Annotated in this window: 18 protein-coding genes; 16 read left to right on the forward strand and 2 right to left on the reverse strand. The window is 58.5% G+C overall.

The annotated features are described in order from the left end of the window. From glmS to CUC44_RS08220, 8 genes are all read left to right on the forward strand, one after another. Nucleotides 1-1833: a glutamine--fructose-6-phosphate transaminase (isomerizing) gene (glmS, locus tag CUC44_RS08185; protein ID WP_100859473.1), complete on the forward strand. Its 1833-nt coding sequence runs from the start codon at nucleotides 1-3 to the stop codon at nucleotides 1831-1833. Nucleotides 1834-1977: 144 nt separating this feature from the next. Beyond that, nucleotides 1978-2805, forward strand: a complete 828-nt coding sequence (locus CUC44_RS08190; RefSeq protein ID WP_244166737.1) for a TnsA endonuclease N-terminal domain-containing protein — start codon at nucleotides 1978-1980, stop codon at nucleotides 2803-2805. Further along, a complete protein-coding gene (locus tag CUC44_RS08195) occupies nucleotides 2792-4879 on the forward strand; it encodes a Mu transposase C-terminal domain-containing protein (protein WP_100859474.1) in 2088 nt (695 codons plus the stop codon). The genes CUC44_RS08190 and CUC44_RS08195 overlap by 14 nt, the downstream gene beginning before the upstream one ends. Beyond that, nucleotides 4872-6485 carry an ATP-binding protein gene (locus CUC44_RS08200; protein ID WP_100859475.1) on the forward strand — a complete coding sequence of 538 codons (1614 nt, stop codon included), beginning with the start codon at nucleotides 4872-4874 and terminating at the stop codon, nucleotides 6483-6485. Before CUC44_RS08195 ends, CUC44_RS08200 begins: the two co-directional genes overlap by 8 nt. Nucleotide 6486: 1 nt before the next feature. After that, entirely contained in the window at nucleotides 6487-7980 is a 1494-nt protein-coding gene (locus CUC44_RS08205; RefSeq protein ID WP_100859476.1) for a TnsD family Tn7-like transposition protein, read from the forward strand. A 5-nt stretch (nucleotides 7981-7985) separates the two neighbouring features. Beyond that, the gene (locus tag CUC44_RS08210; protein ID WP_244166738.1) at nucleotides 7986-9587 is read left to right on the forward strand and encodes a Tn7-like element transposition protein TnsE; all 1602 of its coding nucleotides are present in this window, start codon (nucleotides 7986-7988) and stop codon (nucleotides 9585-9587) included. 150 nt (nucleotides 9588-9737) lie between these two features. Further along, a complete protein-coding gene (locus CUC44_RS08215) occupies nucleotides 9738-12092 on the forward strand; it encodes a sensor histidine kinase (RefSeq protein ID WP_208621042.1) in 2355 nt (784 codons plus the stop codon). Beyond that, nucleotides 12089-13012 (forward strand): hypothetical protein, encoded by a 924-nt coding sequence (locus CUC44_RS08220; RefSeq protein WP_100859478.1) that lies wholly within the window; start codon nucleotides 12089-12091, stop codon nucleotides 13010-13012. The genes CUC44_RS08215 and CUC44_RS08220 overlap by 4 nt, the downstream gene beginning before the upstream one ends. Here CUC44_RS08220 and CUC44_RS08225 read toward each other — a convergent pair. After that, entirely contained in the window at nucleotides 12968-14269 is a 1302-nt protein-coding gene (locus CUC44_RS08225) for a DNA cytosine methyltransferase (RefSeq protein ID WP_100859479.1), read from the reverse strand. The two genes, CUC44_RS08220 and CUC44_RS08225, sit on opposite strands and share 45 nt — an antisense overlap. Before the next feature lie 546 nt (nucleotides 14270-14815). Between CUC44_RS08225 and CUC44_RS08230 the strand changes: the two genes are divergently transcribed. After that, entirely contained in the window at nucleotides 14816-15967 is a 1152-nt protein-coding gene (locus CUC44_RS08230) for a response regulator (RefSeq protein WP_100859480.1), read from the forward strand. 20 nt (nucleotides 15968-15987) lie between these two features. Further along, nucleotides 15988-20376: a response regulator gene (locus CUC44_RS08235; protein ID WP_100859481.1), complete on the forward strand. Its 4389-nt coding sequence runs from the start codon at nucleotides 15988-15990 to the stop codon at nucleotides 20374-20376. Between the two features lie 96 nt (nucleotides 20377-20472). On the opposite strand, the gene CUC44_RS08240 is transcribed toward CUC44_RS08235, so the two are convergent. Beyond that, complete coding sequence (locus CUC44_RS08240) at nucleotides 20473-21249, reverse strand: LuxR family transcriptional regulator (RefSeq protein WP_100859482.1); 777 nt, start codon at nucleotides 21247-21249, stop codon at nucleotides 20473-20475. 212 nt (nucleotides 21250-21461) lie between these two features. Here CUC44_RS08240 and CUC44_RS08245 point away from each other — a divergent pair, with 212 nt between their 5' ends. The 6 genes from CUC44_RS08245 to CUC44_RS08270 are packed head-to-tail and all read left to right on the forward strand — an operon-like array spanning nucleotide 21462 to nucleotide 26292. Further along, entirely contained in the window at nucleotides 21462-22223 is a 762-nt protein-coding gene (locus tag CUC44_RS08245) for a DUF3450 domain-containing protein (protein WP_167388834.1), read from the forward strand. Beyond that, nucleotides 22220-23527 (forward strand): MotA/TolQ/ExbB proton channel family protein, encoded by a 1308-nt coding sequence (locus CUC44_RS08250; protein ID WP_100859483.1) that lies wholly within the window; start codon nucleotides 22220-22222, stop codon nucleotides 23525-23527. The genes CUC44_RS08245 and CUC44_RS08250 overlap by 4 nt, the downstream gene beginning before the upstream one ends. Further along, entirely contained in the window at nucleotides 23524-24054 is a 531-nt protein-coding gene (locus CUC44_RS08255) for a MotA/TolQ/ExbB proton channel family protein (protein WP_100859484.1), read from the forward strand. The genes CUC44_RS08250 and CUC44_RS08255 overlap by 4 nt, the downstream gene beginning before the upstream one ends. Beyond that, the gene (locus tag CUC44_RS08260; RefSeq protein ID WP_100859485.1) at nucleotides 24051-24452 is read left to right on the forward strand and encodes an ExbD/TolR family protein; all 402 of its coding nucleotides are present in this window, start codon (nucleotides 24051-24053) and stop codon (nucleotides 24450-24452) included. The genes CUC44_RS08255 and CUC44_RS08260 overlap by 4 nt, the downstream gene beginning before the upstream one ends. Continuing rightward, on the forward strand, nucleotides 24449-25111 hold the full coding sequence (locus CUC44_RS08265) for an energy transducer TonB (RefSeq protein WP_100859486.1): 663 nt from the start codon (nucleotides 24449-24451) through the stop codon (nucleotides 25109-25111). Before CUC44_RS08260 ends, CUC44_RS08265 begins: the two co-directional genes overlap by 4 nt. Nucleotides 25112-25113: 2 nt before the next feature. Then, nucleotides 25114-26292, forward strand: a complete 1179-nt coding sequence (locus CUC44_RS08270; protein ID WP_167388835.1) for a tetratricopeptide repeat protein — start codon at nucleotides 25114-25116, stop codon at nucleotides 26290-26292. Nucleotides 26293-26399 lie beyond the last annotated feature (107 nt).

Consider the following 26399-nt stretch of genomic DNA (forward strand, 5'->3'; position numbering starts at 1 on the left):
ATGTGTGGCATCGTCGGGGCCGTGGCCCAACGTGATGTGGCTGAAATCCTGGTAGAAGGCCTGCGCCGTCTGGAATACCGCGGTTATGACTCCGCCGGTGTGGCCGTGTTCAGCGCCAGCCAGCCGCTGCAGCGGGTACGCCGCCTCGGCAAGGTAGCCGAGCTGGCCAAGGCGCTGGAGGAGCAGTCCGTGCATGGCGGTACCGGCATCGCCCACACCCGTTGGGCCACCCACGGCGAGCCGTCCGAACGCAATGCTCACCCCCACGTCTCCGAGCATATAGTTGTGGTGCACAACGGCATCATAGAGAACCACGAAGAGCTGCGCAGCCGGCTGCAGGGCATGGGCTATGAGTTCAGCTCAGATACCGATACTGAAGTCATTGCCCACCTAGTGCATCACGAGCTGAAATCCGCCCCCAGCCTGCTGGCGGCCATGCAGGTCGCGGTGAAACAGCTGCGCGGTGCCTACGGCACTGTGGTGATGGACAGCCGCGACGACAGCCGTGTGGTGGTCGCCCGCTCCGGCTCCCCCCTGGTGATCGGCCGCGGCATCGGCGAGAACTTCATCGCCTCCGATCAGATGGCCCTGCTGCCGGTGACCCGTCGCTTCATCTTCCTGGAAGAGGGTGACGTGGCCGAGGTGACCCGCCGCGACGTCCATGTGTTCGACACAAACGGCAATGTCGTGGTGCGCGAGGAGCTGGAGTCAGAGTTGTCCCACGACGCCGGCGACAAGGGCGAGTACCGCCACTACATGCTCAAAGAGATCTACGAGCAGCCCAAGGCCATCACCAACACCCTGGAAGGGCGTCTGGGCAACGATCACGTGATCGTCGAGTCGTTTGGCAACGGCGCCCGCGCCATCTTCGACAAGGTCGAGCACGTCCAGATCGTGGCCTGCGGCACCTCCTACAACTCCGGCATGGTGGCACGCTACTGGTTCGAAGAGATCGCCGGTGTCTCCTGCGACGTGGAGATCGCCTCCGAGTTCCGCTACCGCAAGTCGGTGGTACGCCCCAACAGCCTGCTGGTGACCCTGTCCCAGAGCGGCGAGACCGCCGACACCCTGGCCGCCCTGCGCCTGGCCAAGGAGTCCGGTTACATGAGCTCCCTGGCCATCTGCAACGTGCCAGGCTCCTCCCTGGTGCGCGAATCCGACCTGGCCTTCATGACCCGGGCCGGTGCCGAGATCGGCGTCGCCTCCACCAAGGCGTTCACCACCCAGCTGGCCGGCCTGCTGATGCTGGTGGCCTCCGTCGGTCACTGCCGCGGTCACCTGAGCGCCGCCGCCGAGGCCGAGCTGGTCAAGGCGCTGCAAGCCCTGCCGCTGCGCATCAAGGAGAGCCTGGCGCTGGCCAAGCAGATCGAGACCCTGGCGGAAGAATTTGCCGACAAACACCACAGCCTGTTCCTCGGTCGTGGCAGCCAGTACCCCATCGCCATGGAAGGGGCGCTCAAGCTCAAGGAGATCTCCTACATCCACGCCGAGGCCTATGCCGCCGGTGAGCTCAAACACGGTCCGCTGGCACTGATCGACGCCGAGATGCCCATCATAGTGGTGGCGCCGAACAACGATCTGCTGGAGAAGCTGAAATCCAACGTGGAAGAGGTGCGCGCCCGTGGCGGCATCCTGTACGTGTTCGCCGATGCAGACGCCGGCTTCAAGAGCGATGAGACCATGCGGGTGATGAGCCTGAACCACGTGGAAGAGATGATAGCCCCCATCGTCTATACGGTGCCGCTGCAACTGCTCTCCTATCACGTGGCCCTCATCAAGGGCACGGACGTGGATCAGCCGCGCAACCTGGCAAAGTCCGTTACCGTGGAATAAGCCGCTGCCTCAGGGGATGAGATGATGTGGGATGAAAATAAAGTTTCATCCTTGAAAATAAAGTCTCACCATTAAAAATAGAGTTTCATCATTTGGCCAACATCGACTAACCTCGAGTTATCAACAGTCGATGTTGGCCTTTCTATGTCAGGGATTTACAAGGGACTGAATCAGGGACAGATAGACAGACGGATCAGGGAAGGCCGTTGCCAAGGTTATGGGCCTGACTACAAGCCGTTTATCTACACCAGGGACGTATCTTCTCTCGGTCGTTCCCACCGCATTTACGGCAAAAAATGCCGGCGTTTACACCACCTCCTCTCCGATCTGGAACTGGCTGTTCTCCTTACACTCGACTGGTCCCCTCATGTCATCGACATCAGGGAGCAGTTTCCCCTACGTGTCGAAGACACCGTCAGGCTTGCCCAAGAGCACGGCCTCCCCCACGGCAAATTCCAAGGAACCGCGCAGGTGCTGACCAGTGACTTCTTGGTAGACTTCGACGATCAGTCCAGGCCGACCATTGCCTTCCAGGCCAAGTACAGCGCCGATTTGGCGAAACCCGAAGTCATAGAACGCCTTGAGTTAGAGAGGCAATATTGGGCTGAGAAGAACATACCTTGGTACATCGTCACCGAGATGGATTTCGCCAAGACGGCTTTCAACAACATCCAATGGCTTTACCCGGTACAGACGGAGGCTGCACTAGCAGCAGATGATCTGGAGCGCTATCTGGGGCTCTTCTCAAAGGAATTTATGCAGGCTCCCGACAGGCAAATAACCGCAGTGGCGCAGAGCCTCGACATAGTTTACGAACTGGAACCAGGACAGGCGTTGTACTGGCTTCGCCAACTCTTGGCCCGCCGTTACTTCATCTTCGACATCCCGGCCCCTTACAGGACCTTGCGGGGAAGCCAGCTCACACTCAACGACGACTGGCAAGGAGTCACCCAAGCCTATGCTGCCGGTTAACCAAGTTTTCAGGGTTGGAGACAAGCATTTTCGCCTCCTGTGGTGCGATGCCGAGACGGCCTTTTGGATCGACCTCGAGGACAAGGCGGCTTGGCCGGTGCCAATAGCTACCAACGAGTTGGAAAACATGCTGTTGGACGGTGCCGTGAAACCCGCCGAAGACCCGTTCTTGGGCTCGACACTTAGGGAAATAGAGGAAGGCAGCCCGGAATGGGAGAAAAGAGAATCTGCTTGGGAAATGCTCCGAGGTGAGGTAGGGGACGTTGGACTTTTCTTCAGGAAAGGGCGAGGACCAGCTGTTATCCGAATAACCCAGACACATGGCGTAACCCACCAGACCGTCTACCGATTGCTGAAACGGTATTGGCAAAGGGGCATGTGCAAGAATGCGCTGCTTCCCGACTACGTAAAATCTGGAGCCAAGGGCAAGGTAAGGAAGCCAAGTGGGCAGAAGCTGGGAAGGCCGAGGATTGTTCGCAATGGGACGGGCAGCAACGTCACCGAAGACATAGCCCAGATCTTCCGACAGGTTATCGAAGGAAGGCTTCTCAAGGAGGGCCACCCTGTCGTCACTGATGCCTACGCCAGCGCAGTGAATCTGATCCGGGCCAGATACCCGGCTATAGCGGTAGAGAATCTGCCGACCCCGGAACAGTTTAGGTACTTCTTCAAGAGGGAATACACAGCAGTCTCTGTTGTTGAGAAGCAGTTCACCTCCGTGGACTTCGCCAAGGACGTCAGGCCCCTCAAGGGCACATCTACGGCCGACACCTTGGGGCCAGGTCATCGCTACCAAATTGACGCCACCATTGCGGATATTTATCTAGTGTCCGAACAGGACCGTAGCCTCATAGTTGGCCGACCCGTCATCTACTTCGTGGTCGACGTCTTCAGCCGCATGGTGACTGGCGTGTACATTGGGTTCGAGGGGCCTTCCTGGGCCAGCGCCATGATGGCTCTGGCCAACGCAGTAGCCGACAAAACGGCCTACTGCCGGGCGTTTGGCATCGACATCGAGCCTGAGCATTGGCCGGTCGGTGGCCTCCCTGATGTCATCCTCGCCGACAAGGGTGAGTTGAACGGCACCAAGATCGAGCCGTTTGCCGAAGCCTTCGGTGTCCGCATCGAGAACGCACCAGCTCGGCGCGGGGATGCCAAGGGAATCGTGGAAAGGAAGTTCCGCACAGTGCAGGGAGACTTTAAGCCTTACGTCCCTGGCGTGGTGGGGGAAATCACCAGCCGCAAGCGCGGCGGTAAGGATTACCGGCTGGATGCTACCTTGACCCTGCCGGAGTTCACCAAGCAGATCCTCGACTCGGTGCTGTACTACAACAACTACCGCCCCCTGTCCAAATACGACAGGTCTGAAGGTATGCCCGGCGACTTGCCGGCCATCCCCCTGGCGTTGTGGCGTTGGGGATTGGCCAACCTCACCGGCCGTTTGCGCCAGGCACCGGATGAGTTGGTGCGCATCAACCTGCTTCCTCACGACTTCGCCACCTTGTCCGACAGGGGAATACGCCTGTTCGGGTGCTACTACACCTGCGCCGAGGCAATGAAGTTGGGGTGGTTCCACAGGGGGCTTGGCCAGCGGCCATCCAAAGTGCAAGTGGCCTACGACCCGCGCAGTGCTGACCATATCTACGTGAGGCCGAACCAAAGTCTGAAGGATTACTGGGTTTGCGACCTCGCCGATTTCAGTCGGCGCTTCAGGGGCGCCACCTTCTGGGATGTATGGAACCAGACCAAGTCCGAGCGGAAAGCTGACGCCAACGCTACCATGGTGGCGATGGAGGAGCGCGGCAAGCTGCTAGAGAGGATGGAGGCGGTTACGGCGCAAGCTGAGGCGCAGAGTTCGGGCCAGAAAGGTCTCGCCAAGAAGGACCTCGGTACCCAGATCCAGAAGAACAAGCAGCAGGAAAAACGCCACGAGCGCCGCCAGACGGCCTTCAAGCCGGCTAAGGTGCAACAAGGTAAAACCGCTGATGTGGTCTCGCTCAAAGGCGGCAAGCCGGACGACTACGGCTACCCGGACATGAGCGACCTTATCTTCGGGGAGGGCGACGATGACTGACGAGATCCGCCGCGGCGCTATCCCACAGGCCAGCTATCAGGAACAGCAACTGCCCGAGTACGACGACAACCCCCTCATCAGCGCCCTGCCGCCCATACCCGGTTTTCAGGAAGTGGTCGCTCAGCTCCAGGTCTTGCCCGCCTTCGATCCTCAGGAGGCTTTGCTGGACGGTCGGGTCAGAGCCCATGCCATAGCCCGCCTGCTTCATGGCTTCTTCCAGCCATTGACCCACCATCTGGAGTTGGAAGGTAAAATCAGCCTGATGATCCGTCAGGGCTACATAGGCCGAAACCCGGCCAACGGCGCCTGGTATACACACCTCCAGAACGGCTACCGCCGAGTGGAGGCAGAGGATCTGGACGCGGCCGTCTATCAAAGCGTTTCCTCCACGGCCAGCAGTTTGTCGCTGTTTGGTTGCTCGGGCTGCGGCAAGACCCGCACTCTGGAGCGGATCCTGGGGATGTATCCCCAAGCCCTCTACCATCCCGAATACAACATCACACAGCTGACCTACTTGAAGGTCGACTGCCCCATAGATGGCGATCTGGACGAGCTGTGCCTGAGCTTCTTCAACCAGGTGGACAGGGTACTCGGAACCCATTACAGCCGTAGCCACGGCCGCAAGAAGCTGGGGACGAAGCGCCTGCTGGCCAGCATGTGCCAGATAGCCAACCTCCACGCCCTCGGGGTCCTCATCATCGACGAGGTCCAGAACCTCAACGAGGCCAGATCGGGCGGCGCCGAGAAGATGCACAACTTCTTCGTCTCCCTGGTCAACACCATAGGGGTGCCCATCATCCAGGTGGGTACCCACAGGGCCAGCAAGTTCTTCCAGCGCACCTTCAGAGCGGCGCGACGAATCTCCGGGCTGGGCAGTATCCGCTGGGATAGGCTGCCCAGAGACGAACACTGGACTAGGCTCCTGAAACGCCTCTGGAAGTATCAATGGTTGAGAGAAGCTGCGCCCCTGGACGAGGAGTTGGAAGCGACCATGTATGAGTTGACCCAAGGGGTCATGGACATCGTGGTCAAGCTCTTCGTCCTAGGGCAGATCCGCGCCATAGTGACGGGCGTCGAGCGCATAACGGCGCCACTGCTGCGCAAGGTCTTCGAGGACGAATTCAAGCCGGTTCATCCCATGCTGGCCGCCTTGAGGAGCGGCAGGCCCGAGCTTGTCGCCAAGTACGACGATCTGCTGATGCCCGAGATTGAAGGTCGTCTGATCTCCCTCAGCCGGTCGCTGGACAGGGTGGTTCCACCTAAATCGCTGTCACCTCCGGCCGACGGCAAGGCCAAAAAGCTAGCCTCCTTGCTCGAGGCAATAGAGATCCCGCTGGACATCACCATACCCATGGCCGACGAGTTGGTGGCCGATCACCCTAGCCTTCCATTGGCGACCCTGGTCCACAAAGCGACCGCCTACCTCGCCCAGGACAGGCCCAAGGCGCCGACCATCTCCAAGGTGAAACGGACCGAGTGGGGCCGCTTACCCCAAAGTGACTTGCGGCGGCTCTATGCGGACGGGCCCAAGGGAGCGGTCTATGACAGCTTCAAAAAAGCCGGTCTGGTGTTCGACCTGCAGGAGCTGTTGGAAAAGGCGGGCTGAGATGTACTTCCCCAGGCTCTACCCGGACGAACTCCTCTACAGCGCCATCGCACGCTGCCGGGTGCACCTGGGAATGGGTAGCCACAAGGGCCTTTTAGCCATGCTGTTTGGCGACACCAGGGTAGCTGCGGTCACCGACTTGCCCAGCCACCTGCAAGGCCTGGCAGGCAACACCGGCTTGGATCCGGAAACACTGGTGACCAACCACACCCTCTTCCCCCTCTACGCACCATTCATCCCCAAGCAACGCCGTTTCAAGCTTCACCAATCCATGCTTGCCCCGGACCAACCCGGCGCTATAGGTTTGGCGGGCGCATCGACAGCCCTTGTCAAATGGCCGGAATGGTTGCGCTACTGTCCACTCTGTTTCGAGGAGATGGTGGCAAACCTCGGTGAGCCCTACTGGCGGCGCTGCTGGCAGGTGCAAGGTGTTGACGCCTGCCTCGAGCACGGCTGTCTACTTCTCGATTCCCCCATCCTGTTCCGGCGGGCGCACAGGCATGAGTTCCACGCTGCTACCCTGTTCCCCGGCGGTAGCGTTATCCCTGCCGAAGCCGCATTGACAAGGCTCGCCACCGTCCTGACGCAGCTCCTGGTGTACCGAGGCGGGAGATCCCCGGGATTTGCGGGCTGGAGCAACTTCTACCAGCGGCTGGCCACGGACTGCGGCGCCCGGCGGGGTAGACAAGTCAGGACTGATGCTATCTGGCGGATGATCCAGGACACCCATTCTAGGGACTGGATCATTGCCAACGGCCTTTGGGCCGCAGAACCGCCGCCCTGGCTACTGGCCCTTTTCAGGAAACACCGCAAGGCCTTCGGCTGCCTGCAGCACCTGATCGTTTGGACCAGCCTACGCCCGGGACAGGATGTCAGCGGGATCATAGAGGAGGCGTGGGCATGCCGCCTTAGCAGGCATCAGGCTGACCAGCCAGAGTTCTTGCTCTCGGCAGAACCTGAACAACGGCTGCGCTATTGCGCTATCTGGACTGCCGCTCTTGCTGCACACGGAAGTCCTAAAGCTGCCAGGGAATACGGAGGCCAGGCTGTTTACGCCTGGCTGTATCGGCATGACAGGGAATGGCTGCTCGCAACCAACCAGGACAGGACATCCCGGAGAGGCAACTACGGTCATGCCGACTGGAAGCGCCGTGACAGAGATCTGGTGCGCCGGTTGATAAGGATCGAGCGGGACTCTGCCGAGGAGATCTACCTGCCGCGCCGAAGCCGCAATTGGTTCCTGCGGCAACTGCCCCACCATGCTTCGGTAGAGCGTCATTTGGAAAGTCTCACCCTTTGTCGCACCTTTCTTGAACGCTATGCCGAGTCTGTTGGGGAGTACCAGATCCGCCGCCTGACCAGGGCTGCGCTGGAAGACGCAGCAGCAGGAAGGTGTTCCAAGCGTTGGCAGCTGGAGAGACGCTGCGGGCTGAGCAAAGAAAGGACGGCCCCTCTGGCGGCCGCGTTTATCGCGTACATGGGAGAGTGGGATTGAGCCGAGTGCTGTTTCGTCAGATACCCAAGGGAGTCAGGCTGCTGGCAATGGGAAACTTCTTCAAGGAAAGCGACCCAGACGCCCAGTGGCGGCTGGCGGCTTTTCTCAACCAGGGCAGTGATATGCTGCCGCGCCGATTCAGCTTGGAGATGCTATGCGTGATGGGGCTTGGCCGTGAGTTCATCGCAGAAGATAAGACCCCCTACATATCGCACGGCTTCCTTAAAAAGCTAGTGCTGCCGCCAGTTGATACATGGCGTGAAAGCACCTTGGGCGAATGTCCCCGCCTGTCCAGAAGGCTTGCCCGCAATCCTGAGGTGGCCAGCCAACGCTGCTTCGTGTTCGAGGCGGATGGCCTGACCGTCTGGCTCCCCAAGTTCGAACTGGCCCGCAAGCTTTTCTTCCATGCTGGCTTTCTGGTGCGCTCGGCCTTCGAGCCTAACGGCCTGGACATGGCTTTCTCGGTGCAGAAGGAAAAAGAGATCATCCATATCCGAACGCCGGCGAAAACAGGGGCCCCCAGTCAGCTGCTTAAGATCAAGGGGTACCGGGACCACTTCAGCTGGCTACTGCTGGACCCGGACGTGCGAAGTTCCTTCGAATCTATCTGGCGAAGCCTCAACGGGGAGCAGGACACAGGGGGGACGAGGTATGCCAGATGGCGGTTCAACTTCATCCCTCCGAGCTGCCTATCCGGCGTCACCATGGAGGCCCAGGGCCCCCTGGACCAGGACAGGAGGGAGTTGTTGGTATGGGAGATCAGGGGGCTGCTGGGGCTCAGGTTCGACTGCCGGGACGAGATCCACTTCCACCATCCTTCGCTCCGCCTGTCCGTAAAGGGGGAAGGCGGCGGCCGGATGCCTCCGGCCCCGGGGACCGAGGAAATCGAGGTGGATGAGGAAGAAGAGCCTGATGATGGTAGGGAGAGGCAGTTGCTCGAGCTGCCTATCGAAGGCATCGGCTTCGACGAGCATCCGGCGACACGGATTGCCTACCAAGGCCAGAGGGCCACCGGCCAAGGTAAGAGGGTGGATGACGATACGGTGCCCGGCGGCGAGACGAGGATCCTGGGCTTGGCCGACGACGTCACGGGGGGCACAGTGGCTCCGGGGGAGTTCCAGCAGTTGGATGTACCGAAAGACACTGGTCAGTTTCCCAACCGTTTCGTGATGCTCAGGGATATTATCCGGCAGATAGCCGAGGAGCCCGGCATCGAGCTGCTGGAGTTGGAGGTGAAGCCTCTGCCCCAGGTGCCTTGCTGCAGCTACCACATGATGGACGATAATACGCCCCGTTGTTATTTGATGGCGAGGTTCAGGCTGGAAGATGGTTGGGAGCGGTACTTGTTGGAAGTTGATACTTCCGATAACAAGAAGCGACTGTCCACCCGAATCGTGATCTTCCGAGCAGAAGCAAACGCTAGAGATTGTATCGATAGAATACTTAAAGATATGGTTAAGTTCTCTCTGAGATGGCCAACACTCATGGAAAAGGTCTGCAAGTCTTTTCATTCGATTCATCACCCAAAAGAAAATTCGACGGATCAACTTCAGGTAAGGGTTGATGCTTGGGTGCTGCGGTTGAAGGAGGGAGTGAAAGCGTTATAGGTGATGATGAGTCATGGCGGTAATATAAACAGAATCTTTTGACTACCACATCTTTAGATGGCCTCAACCCTCGGCATGAATACACCGCTTATTTTCGATTAAAAATTAAACACGTCCAGATAAGTCGAGATCTGGCAAAGGATGATGAATTTGTCTGAAAAACAAAACCTACACTTCGATGTCAGTACTGGCCTAAAACGTGTGTTGGGTCGGGAGCTCATTACTGATGACGAAGTCGCGATATTCGAACTCGTCAAAAATTCATTCGATGCAGGTGCAGACAGCGTGCAACTGTACTTCGGCGATGAAGCTATTGTCATCGCCGACAACGGTTCCGGCATGTCTTATGAGGATCTTACAGGCAAGTGGCTGTTTGTTGCCTACTCGTCAAAGCGTAGCGATCGGCCTGCTGATGACTTCCGCAATATTGCAGCCGAGCGTAGGCACTATGCCGGCAGCAAAGGCATTGGCCGTTTTTCTTCTGATCGCCTGGGTGAGGAAGTTGTCATACAAAGCCGCCCTAGGGGCGAAACCAATACGGTCCATCGGCTGACTGTCGATTGGGAGCTGTTCGAGAAGGATGCCAAAGAGCATTTCGAGAAAGTTCCCGTTAGATACGTCAAGCAGGGTTCTTTTGAGCTGCCGGCCGAGCTGGATGAGTTCAAGTCAACCCTCAAACATGGCACTGTGGTCACTATCCAGCGGCTGAGGCTGCCTTGGTCGCGACAGCGCATCTTGGACCTAAAGGCATCTCTGGCAAAACTGATCAATCCTTTTGGTGAAGAGATAGACGGCTTCGGTATATATATAACAGCACCGGCTGAAGAGGCTGAGGATAAGAGGCTCATTGACTCTCGCACGAAGGAGGGAGAGGGGGTTCTACCTAAAGATCTGGTCAATGGCCAAATTGGCAATTTCATCTTTTCCACTTTACAAGACAAGACGACGTTCATTCGTGTAACCATTGATGGTGATGAGTTGCACACGGTGCTTACGGATCGTGGAGAGGTTATATATAGAATTGCTGAACCCAACCCGTATCAGTATCTGTCTACAGCGGGTTTCAGATGTGAGATCTACTACCTCAACCAGTCAGCGAAGGTTACATTCGCTCGACGGGTCGGCTTGCCGTCAGTTCAGTTCGGGTCGGTTTTTCTCTTCAGGAACAATTTCCGCGTCTATCCGATTGGAGAAGACGGAGACGATTGGTTTGGCTTCAGTCGCCGCAAGCAGCAAGGCTATGCACGCTTCTTGGGTGCGCGCGAAGTCATTGGGCGAGTCGACGTTTCTGGATCCGATGATGACTTCCAAGAAGTATCGAGCCGCAACCAAGGGCTAATCGAAACACCTGCCGTAGTGCAGTTGCAAAAGGCGGTCATGGATCACTGCCTGAAACGTCTCGAAAAATATGTTGTGCCTGTATCTTGGGTCGACAAACCGGATGGCCTCACCGACGACCTTTCTAGATTGATGACAGATCCTGGGCGCGCACGTGTAACAGCAGCCGTTGCCAATCTCGTTGACAACGAGAAGGTGCAGCTCATCGAGTACAGCAAGCGGCTTATCGACTTGATTAACGAACGCTCCAGCGATTTCGAGACATCGCTGGTCAGTCTGCGTTCTATTGCCGAAAAAACGGATGATAAGGGGATGCTTGCGCGGCTCGACGCAGCCGAGCGCCGCTTCGATGATTTGAAAAGGTCTGAGGCCGACGCACGCAGAGTAGCCGATCAGGCGCTGGAGGCTGCTGCGGCCGCAAACCGCCGCGCAGATACCGCTGAGGCGGAAGTAGAGACGGAGCAGCGGCGTGCGCATTTTCTGGAGTCGTTTGTCAGCGTAGATTCCGCCACAATACTAAATCTTCATCATCAGGTGACTATATATGCCGTAGACATCGCTCAGCAAATTGAGAATTTCTTAACTGAGACTGCTGGGGAGGTATCAATTCCCCGCGATACAGTTCTTAAGACGCTGGAGCAGATGGCCTTCCTCAATAGGAAAGTCATGTCAGTAACGAAGTTTGCTGCAAAAGCGAAATTCAAGCTTGATTCCGAAAAAATAGAGACCGATCTTGCTGCTTTTATCTATGACTACATCGAGCAAATTGCCCGTACCACCGGCAGTGCTCGGTTGCAGATTGCAGCCGAAAATACTCACCCTGGTATGAAACTGCGCTTCAATCCGATCGATGCTGCGATTGTTATTGATAATCTAGTTAGTAATGCGCGAAAGGCTAAGGCGTCTCGTATTAACTTCATTCTCACGCAAGAGAATAAGAGCGGCCTTACTATTCATGTGAGTGACAATGGGCGAGGTCTTGCTCCAGGCACTAATGGTTCACGCATTTTTGAAATGGGTTACACGACAACTATGGGCTCAGGCCTCGGTCTCTACCATGTCCGGCAAGCTCTTGGCGAAATGGGGGGCAGTATTGAACTCGATGATGAAATAAAAAAAGGGCTGGGTCTCGTCATTAAGATCGCAGCAAAGGGGAGAAAGGTGTGAGACTCGATTTTAACGTGCTGTGGGTGGATGACCAGCCTGCCAGTGTGGTCCATCAGATCAAGAGCATCGCGTTGCAGATGGCTAACGAGGGATTTGAGTTCAAGCCTCGTCAGTGCACGACGCTCGCTCAAATGGAAGAGGTCATTTCTGAAGACGTATTCACGGATGAGGTTGATCTGATCCTGGTGGATTGGGATCTAGGCAACAATGAACACGGCGAAGATGCAATCGAGCGTATTCGCCAAATCGTTCAGTACAAAGACGTGGTCTTCTATTCTGGGCAGGCTGCGGTCGTAGAGTTACGACAAAAGGCCTACGAAAAGCAACTAGAGGGTGTTTACTGTGCCGGTCGAGCAGACCTTGTCGACGAAGTGATAGGCGTTTTTGAGTCACTGATCAAGAAGGTCCTCGACCTCGATCATACTCGTGGCATAGTTATGGGAGCCACGAGTGACATCGATCATATGGTCAACACATGCCTGACTTTGGCGCACAACAAGCTCAATGACACGGGCAAGGCCAAATTCATTGAGGAAGCGATGAGGCGTGTGATGGAACAAGTCGAGAATATCGCGAGGCAAGGCGAGAAGTTAAAAGCCGCACCTAGTGTTGAAGCTCTATTTAATACTCATATGCTTTTTACATCGGACCATCGCCTTCGCATGTTGGCGAGTATTCTGGGTATGGATGAATTCGAGGCGCATGCGACTGGTATAGCGACTGTTAAAGCGTATCGCGAGGGTGTTGTTCGTGAGCGCAATACCCTCGGACATGTAGTTATGGTTCCCCAGGGCAAGCCCAACTCCGTCATTGATGATGCAGGCAAAGTCGTCGACATGGTGCAGATGCGAGAGCTTCGCAAATTGATTCTGAACCTACGTGCTGACTTCCGCGCCTTGCTGGACTCCATGCAGACCTGAGTCGACCTGATGTTCATCTATCCTCGGATTCGCTGATTGATGACTGAACAGTTCCACTAATGTCTCTCCAATCGCTCTTGCGGCGAGTGGTGGTACAGCATTGGCCACCTGTGTGAAACGAGGCACTTCTTGTTTCCTCCGGTGGCCGCCTGATGTGTACTTGCCTTGAAATGAGTACCAGTCGGGGAAGCTTTGTAGCCGCGCGTTCTCCCGAACGGTCAGAGTGCGCGGCTCGGAATAATGCAGCAAATCATCAGGCATGCTTGTTATAGTCGGCGATGGGCGATCTGGATCAAGTACACGCAAAGCCATTTTCTTCAGACCAAATCTCTCACGCATTTCGGCCCCGACGCTTTTATTTAAACGCCCCTCAGCATGGCTAAGCTCAATGAGCTGTTTGAAGCGATCAACAATATCCTCGCGATGTCGAGCTAGACGCAAATCAGTGGGGGTTATGCCCCCTGTGTTCATTAATTTTTGGTAGTGGGTAAGAGGTCCCAGATAACATGTTTCTTCAAAGCCATTGCTCTCCAATGATTGTCGTTTTCCGTTTCGCGCAACTTCGAGATCAGAAATAGCGGCATATGAAGAAACTGGAGCCGTCAAGCGAAGTGAGCGTAAAAATGAGGGAAGGCGGTTTTGAAGGTGCAAGAATGGATTTGGTACATTCAGCTCAGTGCGGAAAGCAAGGACAAAGTAGCGTGTGCGCGCCTGTGGCACGCCAAAGATTGAGAGATCAAGTAGCTCTTCATAAACCATATAACCATCAGACAGCCGATTCTTGAGGAGTTGGGAAAAATTCTTGATCTCGTCACCTGCACTGAAATCGATAGTAAATCCACGCACATTCTCGATCAACACGGCCTTAGGCTTGAGTATATCGACCAACTTCAAATATGAATCAAATAACTGGTTACGCGGATCATCATGTTGCCGACGTCCTGCAGCAGAGAAACCCTGGCATGGAGGACCGCCAACTAATACATCAATGCTTCCCGAGATTTTCTCGAGTTGTTCTCGGTAATCACTAAGAATTTCATCAATACCAATGGGCTCCGTAGGGAGCCAACTTGGCCAAGTGTAACTATGGGGCGTTTCCTCAGCTAACAGATTCTTTTTTAGCGTGGCGAAAGCAAAGGCGTCACGTTCAATAGCAAAGTGGCCAACTAGCCCTGCCTGCATCAAACCGAGAGAAAGACCGCCACAACCTGCGAAAGCGTCGATGAATGTCAATGGTTTAGTGGAGGTTCTTGGCATAGTGTTTGTTTCTTTGGTGTTTCAGTTAGGTAGGTGACAGACCAATTATGCCCGGCCCGACATCATATAGCCAGGCACCTTTGCAACTATCACATTTGTAGGGTTGAAACGGTTCTTTGCTCACAAACCCAGCCATGATTTTGAGGAGGTCGGATCACGTGTTGTTCTGTCGACAAGGATTCAATGTGACCCCAGTGGCCTGATCTATGATGAAACTTTATTTTCACTACGCTGGGCAACACTGGGCAGTTATCCACAATTATGATGATACTTTATCTATAGATAGCAGGCTGACCATCCAATAAGGTCAATGGGTTCGTTGAGCATAAAATGATGAAACTTTATTTTCATCCCACAGATGAGCCTCTTATTCCCTTGTTATCAGGCAAATAGCGTCCAATAAACCGGTGGATCACAGAGGTGATTCACCGGTTTTTTCTTATTCAAGTGATTGAAAGCAGGTGGATTATTTCCCGACTAAGCTTCCTCTAGAGCGAGTGGCTCATGCCGATTGCCACTCATTGTTGAGCCGGAGCAGAGATCGCCATGAACCACTCGCAACACCCCCATCAGCCCGCCACCATACTGGTGGTGGACGATACCCCGGACAACCTGATGCTGATGGCGGACTTGCTCAGGGACAAGTACAGGGTCAAGGTTGCCACCAACGGTGAGAAGGCCCTGCGCATCCTGCAGGGGGATCCCCTGCCAGACCTTATCCTGCTGGATATCATGATGCCGGGGCTGTCGGGCCTTCAGGTGGCAGAGCGGCTCCAGCAAGAGACGCGTACCCGCCACATTCCCATCATCTTTCTCACCGCCATGGCGGCCATGGAGAACGAGATCCAGGGGCTGGCGCTCGGCGCCGTCGATTACATCACCAAGCCCATCAGCCCGCCGCGGGTGCTGGCCCGGGTCGATACCCAGTTGAAGATCAAGGCCGCCACCGATTTCCTGCGGGATCAGAACGACTTCCTGGAGCAGGAGGTCCGGCGCCGCACCCGTGAGGTGATGGCGATCCAGGAGGTGACCATACAGGCCATGGCCTCTCTGGCGGAGACCCGCGACAACGAGACCGGCAACCACATCCGCCGCACCCAGCATTACGTCAAGCTGCTGGCCGAGCTGCTGCGGGATCATCCGCGTTTTCGCCACTTCCTCAACGATGAGGCCATACACCTGCTGTTCAAGTCGGCCCCCTTGCACGACATCGGCAAGGTCGGTATTCCCGATCATATCCTGCTCAAACCCGGCCGCCTCACCAAGGAGGAGTTTGAGGTCATGATGACTCACACCACCCTGGGGCGAGACGCCATCCAGCGGGCGGAGGATCAGCTCGGCATGTCGGTGGATTTTCTGCGCCTGGCCAAGGAGATAGCCTACAGCCATCAGGAGAAGTGGGATGGCAGTGGTTACCCGGAAGGGCTGGCCGGGGATGCCATTCCCATCAGCGCCCGCTTGATGGCGGTAGCCGATGTCTATGATGCGCTGATCAGCCGCCGGGTCTACAAGCCCGGCATGCCCCACGAGGAGGCGGTGGACATCATACGTCAGGGCGGCGGCTGGCACTTCGACCCAGATGTCTGCGCCGCCTTCCTGTCTGCCACCGATGAGTTCAAGGCCATCGCCGATCGTTTCAGCGACAGTGAGCAGGACATGGCCGAGCTGCAGGCGGCCAAGCATCACCCCACCCCCTGAGCCAAGGACAAGGAGCCCCTATGAGAGTGCTGGTTCTGCTTGAACGGCTCGCGCTGCGGCACAAGCTGATACTGGGGTTCGCCGTATTGCTGGCGCTGGCGTTGGCCCTCGGCATCCAGAGCCTGCGTACCCAGGACAAGCTGACCCGGGATCTGGATCATCTCTACAGCAAGGACCTGGTGGGAGCCATCCATCTGCAGGAGGCGCGGGTGCAACTGCCGCACATCCAGCAGTCCCTGCGCAAGGCCATAGGTTCGAATGATCCAGAGGTGCGGCTCGAGGCCTTCAAGCAGTTGCAGGATGCCCAGAAAAAACTGTATGAGGAGCTGGCCCTGGCCAAGCCGACCCTGTGGCGCACCGAGAGCCTGGTCAATTCATCGGATCTCGATCTGCAACTCGAGCGCCACCAGCAGCTCAGCGACAAGGCGCTGCAACTGGCCGCCCAGGGCCATCAGGAGCAGGCGCAGGCGCTACTCAACGGCGATGAGTTTGAGCGACTGGATGCTCGCGCCGATGCCATGCTGGAGCACATCGCCGAGGTCAAACAGTCCGCACTGCGGGATCTGGTCATCCAGATCACAGGCTTTGCCAAGCAGAGCAGCCTGCTCACCTATTCCCTGCTGCTGGGCGGGCTTGGGTTGTCGCTGATCCTGGTCTGGCTGGTGAGCAAGTCGATCCGCAATCCCCTCGAACGGGTGCGGCAAGCGGTGGACCAGCTGGCGGCCGGGCAGCTGGATCAACCCATCCCTCATGTCGACATGCACAACGAGACCGGTGATCTGGCGCGGGCTATCGCCACCCTGCAGCTGGAGGCCCGTCAGCTAGAGCTGCAGCGCAGGATCAAGGCCCAGGTCTCCCTGCTGCAGACCGATCTGCAACAGGCCGAGACGCCACCAGAGCTGGCGCAGGCCTTCTTCGGCCGTATCGCCCCGCCCCTCGGCGCCTGTCAGGGGGCGCTCTACAGCCTGCACCAGGGCTCCGCCAGCCTGCATCTGGTGGGAGGGTATGCGAACGATCCCAAGTACCCGCTCGCCGAAGAGGTTGCTCTGGGGGAAGGGCTGCTGGGCCAGTGTGCCCTCGATCACCTGCAACGTGAGCTTACCGGGGTGCCGGACTCCTTCTGGCATGTGCGCACCCAGCTCGGCGCCGGGCCAGCCAGCCAGCTGCTGGTGCTGCCGGTGCTGCGGGGAGAGCGTCTGCTCGGGGTGTTGGAACTGGCGGGTTTCCAGCCCTTGGGCGAGACGGAGACACTGTTGTTGCAGGAGGTCTTGCCCAGGCTGGCGGGGGCCATGGCCATCATGGAGCGCAGCGAGGCTGCTCTCACTCTGTTGCAGGAGACTCGCCGCCAGGCCGACGAGATGGGGGATCAGACCTTGCAACTGGAGCGCCAGGCGGTGGAGCTGGAGGCGCAGCAGAGCGCCCTGCGGGCCACCGAGGCCTGGTATCGCGGCATCATAGAGGCGGCGCCGGATGGCATGCTGGTGATAGGTGCCGACGGACTCATTCTGCTGACCAACCCGCAACTGGATCAGTTGTTTGGCTACGCCGCCGGTGAGCTGATCGGCCAGCCCATAGAGCGTCTGGTACCCGAGGGCGCGCGCGGTCACCATGTGGCGCTGCGCGATGCCTTCCTTACCCAGACCAGCACCCGTCAGATGGGGGCCGCCATCGAGGATCTGCAAGGGGTGCGCAAGGACGGCGGCCTGTTCTCCGTGGAGATAGGTCTGTCTCATCTGCCCACCCTGATAGGGCGTGGCACCTGTGTGTGTGCCTCGGTGCGGGACGTGAGCGAACGCAGGGCCATGGGTGCCAGACTGCGCACGGCCAGCGATCGGCTGACCCTGGCCCAAGAGGCGGGGGGTATAGGGCTGTACGACATCGATCTCGTGACCGGTCGCAATTACTGGACGCCGCAGTTGGAGAAGATGTTCGGCCTGGCGCCGGGAGGATTCGGCGGCACGCAGGAGCACTGGAAGGCGCTGCTGCACCCGGATGATGCCATCGATGCCAGCAATGCGTTCGAACGTGCGCTCGACGAGGGGGCTGACCGGATCGAGATCGACTTTCGTATCGTGCGCCAGGGCGATGGAGCCGTGCGCACCTTCAAATCCCTCTGCCGTTTCACCCGCACCCCTGAGGGGGCTCCGCTGCGGGCCACCGGGGTCAACATAGATGTCACCGCCCTGACCGAGGCGCGGGCGGTGGCAGAGGAGGCGACTCAGGCCAAGAGTGCCTTCCTCGCCAACATGAGCCACGAGATCCGCACCCCGATGAACGCCATCATCGGCATGAGCCACCTGGCGTTGCGTACCAGTCTGGATCGCCGTCAGCGCAACTATATAGAGAAGGTACACCGCTCGGCGGAGAACCTGCTTGGCATCATCAATGACATCCTCGATTTCTCCAAGATTGAAGCGGGCAAGATGGAGCTGGAGACGATCCCCTTCCATCTGGAGGATGTGCTGGAGAACTTTGCCAACATGATAGGCCTGCGGGCCGAGGACAAGGGACTCGAGCTGCTGTTCAATACGGCGTTCGAGCTGCCCACAGCGCTGATCGGGGACCCGCTGCGGTTGGGACAGGTCCTGATCAACCTCGGCAACAACGCGGTGAAGTTCACCGAGCAGGGGGAGATAGTGGTGGGTGCCGAGGTGATCAAGGAGGAGGGTGAGCAGCTGGAGCTGCATTTTTGGGTGCGCGATTCCGGCATCGGCATGAATCGCGAACAGTGTGAGCGCATGTTCCAGTCGTTCAGCCAGGCCGACAGCTCGACCACCCGCAAGTACGGCGGCACCGGACTCGGCTTGTCCATCTCCAAACGTCTGGTCGAGATGATGGGGGGAAGCATCTGGGTCGAGAGCGAGCCGGGGCAGGGCTCGACCTTCCACTTCCGGGCCATGCTGGGGCGCCAGCACGAAGCGCTGCCGAGGCGCATGTTCACGCTGGACGAGCTGCTCGGCACCCGCGCCCTGGTGGTGGACGACAATGCCAGCGCTCGCGAGATCCTCTATGGCATGGCCAGCAGCTTTGGCATAGAGGTGGATGTAGCCGACAGCGGTCGGGCCGCCCTGGCGATGCTGGTGGAGGCCGAGCGCAAGGCGCTGTCTTACGATCTGGTGCTGATGGATTGGCGCATGCCGGGCATGGATGGGGTGGAAACGGTGCGCCAGATGCATATGACCAAGCTGGCGCAGACGCCGTCTGTGATCATGGTGACCGCCTTCGGGCGTGAGGAGGTGCGCGAGCAGGCCGAGTTGCAGGGGGTGGCGCTGCCCGTGGTACTGACCAAGCCGGTGACCCCATCCACCTTGCTGGAGGCGCTGGGCAGCGTACTCGGCAAGGTTCCGCAAATGGATAGCCGTGCCACCGAGCGAAGCGAGCAGAACGCCAGTACGACGGCCAGCCTGCGGGGGGCCCGACTGCTGCTGGTGGAAGATAACGAATTGAATCGGGAGCTGGCCAGCGAGCTGTTGCAGGAGGCTGGTATAGAGCTTCGTCTCGCGGTCAATGGTCAGCAAGCGCTCGATCTGCTGGCGCAGGACGCGGATTTCGATGGTGTCCTGATGGATTGTCAGATGCCGGTGATGGACGGTTACACAGCGACCCGTCGGATCCGCCAACAGCAGCGCTTTGCCAGCCTGCCGGTGATCGCCATGACCGCCAACGCCATGACAGGGGACAGGGAGCAGGCGCTGGCTTGCGGCATGAACGATCACATCGCCAAGCCGCTCGACGTGGCGGCCATGTTTGCGACCCTGGCTAAGTGGATCAAGCCGCGCGTCCATACGCCCGTGCTCGCAACTGATGCCGTAACGTCTGACCCCGGCCAGCTTGCCGAACCGGGTGGGCTCGATCAGATAGCCGGAATGGCGACCTGCCAGGGGCATGCGGATCTCTATCACAGGTTGCTGCACACGTTTCACGGCGCCAATCAGGGGTTCACCAGACAGTTCGAGCTGGCCCTTGTCGATCCGGATTCTATGGCGGCGACCCGCCTCGCCCACAGCCTCAAGGGAACCGCTGGCAATATTGGCGCATTTGGCGTGGCGCAGGCGGCAGCGGCACTGGAGCGGCTCTGTCAGAGCCACGCCAGTAGTGAATCAATCCAGATGGCGTTGGCCGAGGTGGAACAAGCCTTGGCGCCCGTGTTCGTTACCCTGGTCCAGCTGGCGGATAAAGGGGCGGCGCAAGCCATTGCCGTGCAAGCGCCTGAGGCAGAGTTGCAGTCCAAGCTGCTCAGGTTGGGTCATCTGCTGGCCGAGAGTGACAGCGAGGCCGTCGAGGCGCTGGTGGAGCTGCGGGCCCTCGCCCTCCCCCCCGAGCTGGCTGATCGCCTGGCCAGGGTCGCCCAGCGGGTCGATCGCTTCGACTTCGATGCCGCGCTGGCGCAATTGGAGGGCACAGGCTAGGCGGAACCCGCCCGTAGGCATTACTGTGTCGGACCAGAAGTCCAAGTCATAAAAAAGAGCCGCACTCTGCGGCTCTTTTCGTTGACGCTGCGCAGCCTAGGACAGGCGCAGGTTGGTGATGGTCACATCGCTCAGCGAGGGCACTATGATGCCGCTGGAGATGCTCTTGGCGATCGCCTGATTGCGGTTCTTGGAGTCGGTCTTGTTGGTGACCTGATTGAGGTGGAAGTTTACCGTACGCTCGCTGATCCCGAGGATGGTAGCAATCTCCCAGGAGGTCTTGCCCTCGCTGGCCCAGAACAGGCACTCCTTCTCCCGATCCGACAGCTCGGCCAGGTACTTCATCAGATCCGGCCTGCTCTTGATCAGCTGCAGCGCCGAGTTGAAGATGTAGCTGGCACAGAATGACAGCAAGGGAACGTTTTCAAACATCAGGTCGGAATTGGATTTTTCCTTGCTGATGAAGGAGAGGATACCGTGTTCTCCCTGTGGGGTGTGCAGCGGGAAGGATACGCCGTTCCTGACCCCGAAATCGGCGGCCAGGTTCATGACTTCCCGGCTGGCGCTGGGCAGCCAAGGCGAGTCGCAATCGAGTTTGTTCCAGAAGATGGGCTGGGTCTGCTTGAGCCCCAGAAAGACCACTGGATCCTGAGTCAGGTAGTGCCGCTCCGTATAGGCATCAAACCAGCTGGTCGGGCAGTTGTTAAACAATGCCACATGGGATTTCTGCATGCTGATGGGGAAAATAATCAGCAGACGGAAGTAATCAAAACCCATTTGATGACTGAAACGCTCCAGTTGTTGCTGGATCTCGCTCGTCTTCTTGGCCTTGGTGAACCGATCTATGTGTTCCCAGATCGCATCGTTGAACATGTCATTCTCCTTTTTCGACCATTTATCATCCTGATCGAAAAGACATTTTTTAGTTATTTAATGTGGTGTTGTTAGTACCAACGCCAGTAACTCCCGTGCTTGTCTAAAAATTATCCTGTTTTTTCAGCCAGAGGCCAAGAAAATCATCTGATTGCCACTGGCACTACTCTTTGAGACAATGAGAATAGTTATCATTGTTAAGATTATGTACCATGAAAAAGCTCTGGGGTCTGGCCTTGTTGCCACTGGCCGCGCATTTCGTCGCCAATGCAGATGATCTGGTCGCGCCCGCACTGAAGAACAGCATAGCTGATGGAAAATCTTCCCAACAGCGTGTGGAAAAAGCGGCTGATGCGGCCGTCTCCGCCCGCGTGGAGTTGCAGAATGCACAACTCCAGCTGCGTGATCTGGAAGCCTACAACCGCTACATGCAATCACTGGTGGTCGATCAGCAAAATGAGCTGGGCAAACTGACCAGTCAGCTGGCGGCGGTGGAGCAGACCCGGCAAGGGCTGATCCCCCTGATGTTGCAGATGCAGGCCGATTTGGAACAGCTGGTGCAGGACGATATTCCTCTGCGCAAAGAGGACAGGCTGGCGCGAGTCGAGCAGCTCAAGGTGACCCTGGCGCGGGCCGATGTGAGCGAGGCGGAGAAATTCCGTCAACTGCTGCAGGCCTACCAGATCGAAGCGGAATATGGCAGCCGGATGGATGCCTATCCTGCGCAGCTGGTGCTGGATGGTGCCGAGCGCCGGGTCGATGTGCTGGCCCTGGGCCGCGTCTCCCTGCTGGCCATGACGGCGGATCGCAGCCAGGCCTGGCGCTGGTCTGCCGAGAGCAAGCAATGGCTGGCGCTCGACAGTGAATGGTTGTCGCCCATCGCCGATGCGCTGGACATGGCGGCCGACAAGAAAGTCCCGCAACTGTTGCATGTGCCCCTGTCCGTCGCCCGTAGCCAGGAGTCCCAATCATGAGAGCAGCCATGAAGTGGTTCCCCCTTATCACCCTCCTCTCCCTAGGCTCTCCGCTGGCTGTCGCCAATGAAGACTGGCAGGCACAGGAGCAGGCCCGGGAACAGACTGCCCAGCAGGATCTGGCGTCCGTCTCCTCCGAGTTGAACAGCGCCCGTGCCAAGCTGGTCGCGGCCCAAAGCCTGAGCAAACAGCTGGCGAGCCAGTTTGCCGACAACGAAAAGCAGTTGGTTGAACTCAAGGGCCAGTGGGAGCAAGCCTCCGGCGACATGAACGAGATCTTCGCCGTGACCCGTCAGGGGGCTAGCGATGCGGTCAAGCTGCTGGCTGACTCTTCCGTTCAGGGACAACATCCGGACCGCTTGGCCGCGCTGAAGGCGATGGCTCAGGACAAGCAGGTGCCGGATCGCGCCGCCCTCGCCCTGCTGCCCGCCACCCTGATGCAAGAGATCCGCGAGTCGGGCCGTGTCACCCAGTTCAGCGGCAAGGTGCTCGACGCTCAGGGTGCAGCCAGTGAACAGACACTGACCCGGGTCGGTAGCTTCGCGCTGTTTGGCAGCGCAGGTTATCTGCAACCGAGCGGTGAAGGGCTGAGTCCGGTACTGGGTCTGCCCGGTGCCCTGCAATCCGAGTTGACCGCTTATCAGGGCAAGGAGGGTGAAGCCTTGCCGCTGGATCCTTCCCACGGCGTGCTGCTCGATATGCTGGCTCAGGCGCCCACCTTCTGGCAGCAAGTCCAGCAAGGGGGCCAGGTTGGCGCCATCATAGTGCTGCTGGCCGCCATCGGTCTGGGCATCGCCGGCGTGCGGTTGTGGACCCTGTCCCGTGAACTGACCCGAGTGCGCCGTCAGCTTAAGAGCGGCGAATACCACACCGACAATGCCCTCGGTCGGGTGCTGACTGTGGCGGATCAACACCCCGAGCTGAGCATGGAGACCCTCGAACTGCGTCTGGACGAGGCTATCTTGCAGGAAACCCCCCGCCTCGAGCGCGGTATCGGCATGGTCAAGGTCATCGCCGCCATCGCCCCCATGCTGGGTCTGCTCGGCACTGTGACCGGCATGATCGGCACCTTCCAGGCCATCACCCAGTTTGGTACCGGTGATCCCAAGATCATGGCGGGCGGCATCTCCATGGCGCTGATCACCACGGTACAGGGGCTGGTGGCCGCCATTCCGCTGATCCTGGCTCACAGCCTGCTGCAGTCTCGTTTCACCGAACTCTCCAATGTGCTGGAGCAGCAAGTCGCCGGCATCCTGGCCGAACGGGCCGAGAGTAACGCGGATGGGATGGAGCGGGTGGCATGATGCTCGACATCTGGCAACAGTTGCAGAGCTTCATGGGCCGTGGTGGCCCTGTGCTCTGGGTCATCCTGGCCCTGCTGGTGCTGATGTGGATCCTGATGATCGAGCGGCTGCTCTACCTGCATCTGGGGTTCAGCCCCTTGCAGCGTCAGCTGTTCGGCCGCTGGCAGGCCCGTAGCGAGCATCACAGCTGGCATGCCAAGGCCATCCGTGGCCGCTGGCTGGCCGAGGCCGAGCTCGAGCTCAATCGCCATCTGATCTTCATCCGCACCCTGGTAGTGCTCTGCCCCATGCTGGGTCTGCTCGGCACTGTCACCGGCATGATAGGCGTATTCGATGCGTTGGCCGCGGCCAACCGCTTTAACCCGGAAAGTATGGCGGGCGGGATCTCCCGCGCCACCATCCCCACCATGGCGGGCATGGTGGTGGCGCTGTCCGGTGTGTTGTTACTCAGCCGGCTCGAGAGCCGGGCCAAGCGTGCGCTGGCCAAGACTCGTGACGGCTTGCGAGAAGAGAAGGTAATGCAATGAGACGGCAATCCAAACGTCAGCGTGATGAAGTGCAGATCGACATGACCCCCATGCTGGATATCGTGTTCATCATGCTGATCTTCTTCATCGTGACCACCTCCTTCGTGCGCGAGGCCGGGCTCGAGGTACACAGACCCCAGGCCAGCGAGGCCAAGCCCCAGAAATCCTCCAGCATCATGCTGGCCATCGGTGCCCAGGGGCAGATCTTCCTCGACCGCAAGCAGGTCGATGTGGAGCGCGTACAAGCCAGCTTGGCCCGTCTGCTGACTGAGCAACCAGATGCCAGCCTGGTTATCCAGGCGGATGAGCGGGTGCCCCATGGCCGTGTGGTGCGGGTGATGGATGAGGCCAAGGCGGCCGGGATCGCCAATATCGCCGTGGCGGTAGCGCCGAAATGAAGTACAAGCTGATGAGCCTGGGACTGGGGGTCGCTCTCAGTCTGGCGATCCTGCTGTTCATGGCCACCCTGGTGGAACCTCCCAAGGGGGAGAAGAACTCGGCCGAGCAGAAGGCCATCGTCATCAACATGCAAAACGAGGTGACCGAGGTTCAGGTGCGTGAACGCCCTGTGCCCCAGGAGCCTGAGCCCCTACCCGAGCCCCCTGCGGCGCTGGCCGCTGCCCCCATGCCCATGCCGGCAGCGGCCCCCCTGCCCTCGGTACAGCCGAGCCTGGATCTCGTCTCCAGCCTGAGTGCGGTGCAGGTCTATGCCCCGGGCGTTGCCACCAGTCCAGCACCGGTCGCGAGTGGCAACTTCCACGGTGAATCACAAGGGGTGGGCATCGCCGTCGGCAACATGCTGACCCCTTTGCAGCGAGTCGAACCCGTCTACCCCTATCGTGCCCAGCAGGCCGGCATCGAAGGCTCGGTCACCCTGCGCTTCACGGTCGATGCGGATGGACGCGTCCAGGATGTGGAAGTGCTCGAGGCCAAGCCCAAGCGTCAGTTTGAGCGGGCCGCCATCCAGGCGGTCAGCAAGTGGCGCTATCAGCCGAGACCGGGTGCCACCGACAAGCTGGTACAAACCATCAATCTCAAATTCAAATTGGAGTCATAACCATGCTGCGGATCTGGATCTGCCTGCTGGCCCTGGTCAGCCAAGCCTGCCTGGCCATGGAGGTGAGCCCGTATTTCTCCCGCCAGCTGGAGCCCGTGATGAAGCTCTACCAGTCTGGTCAGTGGCAACAGGCCCAGAACAAGGCGAGTGGACTCAAACCTGCATCCGATGCCGAGAAAGCCTGGCTGGCCCAGTTGCAGGCCTCCTTGGCGGCCAATTTGCAGCAAACCACTCAGGCGAGCCGCTACGTGGAACAGGCGCTGGCTTATAAAGAGTGGCCGGAGCAGCAACAACTCCAGCTGTTGCGTCTGCGTGGTGACATCCAGGCTCAGCAATCCAACTGGTCCGGCGCCATCGCCAGCTACAAGGCTGCCCTTGCGCTCAAGGCCGACGACAGTCTTAGGTTGCGTTTGGCAGGCCTCTATTACCACAACAAGCAATACGGTGAAGCGGCCAGCCAGAGCGAGCAACTGCTGAAAAAAGGCTGGAACAAGCAGGCGGCGATCATTCGTCTCTCGGCGCTGACCGCCCAGCAGCGTTACGCCGTGGCGGCCGATCAGGCGCAGGAGCTTGTCCGCCGCGAGCCAAAAGAGAGCAAGTGGTGGCAGCAGGCGGTCTCTTTGAACCTCTCTGCCAAACGAGGCGATCAGGCGCTGGTACTGTTGCAGACCGCCATCGATCGCCAAGTGATGGATGATGTGGCCACGCGCGGTCAGCTGATCCGCCTGTATGCCTGGCAGGGGCTGCCCTATCGTGGCGCCCGCCTGCTGGAGGCGGCTATGGCCAAGGGGCAAATGAAGCAGAGTGCCGAGAATCAGCAGTTGCTGGCTCAGTTGTGGGAAGGTGCCCGCGAATGGCCCAAGGCCGTCGACAGCTGGCAACTGCTCGCCAAACAGTACGCACACCCCAAGGCGGGCATGCGCGCAGCAGAACTGATGCTGCAGCAAGGCAAGACCGATGAGGCCATGAGCCAGCTGGCCGTTATCAAGTCTTCCAAGGGAGAGCAGGGTAATAGAGCCAAGGCGCTGCTGGTTCAGGCACACCTTAATAAACAGCAGTATGCACAGGCGCTGGAACTGGCCCTCGAACTGCAAAAAGATGGTAACTGGCAACAGCGGGCGACCAGCTGGGTCAACTACATCCAGGCCCAGAGCGAAGCCTTGAGCAAAAAAGCGGCGTAAAAGAGGGTGAAAGAACGCGTTTCATCCTCTTCAGGCTGCTTTTTCAGCAAACGAGATCTTTTTCACAAAAAGCCCTTGTCATCCCAGCGCCGCTCCCTATAATGCGC

This window comes from Aeromonas lusitana (assembly GCF_002812985.1).
GTDB classification, from domain to species: Bacteria; Pseudomonadota; Gammaproteobacteria; order Enterobacterales; family Aeromonadaceae; genus Aeromonas; species Aeromonas lusitana.

Bases quoted from the DNA above. Each gene is read 5' to 3' on its own strand.
- glmS (WP_100859473.1), top strand. From the start codon at position 1: ATGTGTGGCATCGTCGGGGCCGTGGCCCAACGTGATGTGGCTGAAATC.
- CUC44_RS08190 (WP_244166737.1), top strand. From the start codon at position 1,978: ATGTCAGGGATTTACAAGGGACTGAATCAGGGACAGATAGACAGACGG.
- CUC44_RS08195 (WP_100859474.1), top strand. From the start codon at position 2,792: ATGCTGCCGGTTAACCAAGTTTTCAGGGTTGGAGACAAGCATTTTCGC.
- CUC44_RS08200 (WP_100859475.1), top strand. From the start codon at position 4,872: ATGACTGACGAGATCCGCCGCGGCGCTATCCCACAGGCCAGCTATCAG.
- CUC44_RS08205 (WP_100859476.1), top strand. From the start codon at position 6,487: ATGTACTTCCCCAGGCTCTACCCGGACGAACTCCTCTACAGCGCCATC.
- CUC44_RS08225 (WP_100859479.1), bottom strand. From the start codon at position 14,269: ATGCCAAGAACCTCCACTAAACCATTGACATTCATCGACGCTTTCGCA.
- CUC44_RS08230 (WP_100859480.1), top strand. From the start codon at position 14,816: ATGAACCACTCGCAACACCCCCATCAGCCCGCCACCATACTGGTGGTG.
- CUC44_RS08235 (WP_100859481.1), top strand. From the start codon at position 15,988: ATGAGAGTGCTGGTTCTGCTTGAACGGCTCGCGCTGCGGCACAAGCTG.
- CUC44_RS08240 (WP_100859482.1), bottom strand. From the start codon at position 21,249: ATGTTCAACGATGCGATCTGGGAACACATAGATCGGTTCACCAAGGCC.
- CUC44_RS08245 (WP_167388834.1), top strand. From the start codon at position 21,462: ATGAAAAAGCTCTGGGGTCTGGCCTTGTTGCCACTGGCCGCGCATTTC.
- CUC44_RS08250 (WP_100859483.1), top strand. From the start codon at position 22,220: ATGAGAGCAGCCATGAAGTGGTTCCCCCTTATCACCCTCCTCTCCCTA.
- CUC44_RS08255 (WP_100859484.1), top strand. From the start codon at position 23,524: ATGATGCTCGACATCTGGCAACAGTTGCAGAGCTTCATGGGCCGTGGT.
- CUC44_RS08260 (WP_100859485.1), top strand. From the start codon at position 24,051: ATGAGACGGCAATCCAAACGTCAGCGTGATGAAGTGCAGATCGACATG.
- CUC44_RS08265 (WP_100859486.1), top strand. From the start codon at position 24,449: ATGAAGTACAAGCTGATGAGCCTGGGACTGGGGGTCGCTCTCAGTCTG.
- CUC44_RS08270 (WP_167388835.1), top strand. From the start codon at position 25,114: ATGCTGCGGATCTGGATCTGCCTGCTGGCCCTGGTCAGCCAAGCCTGC.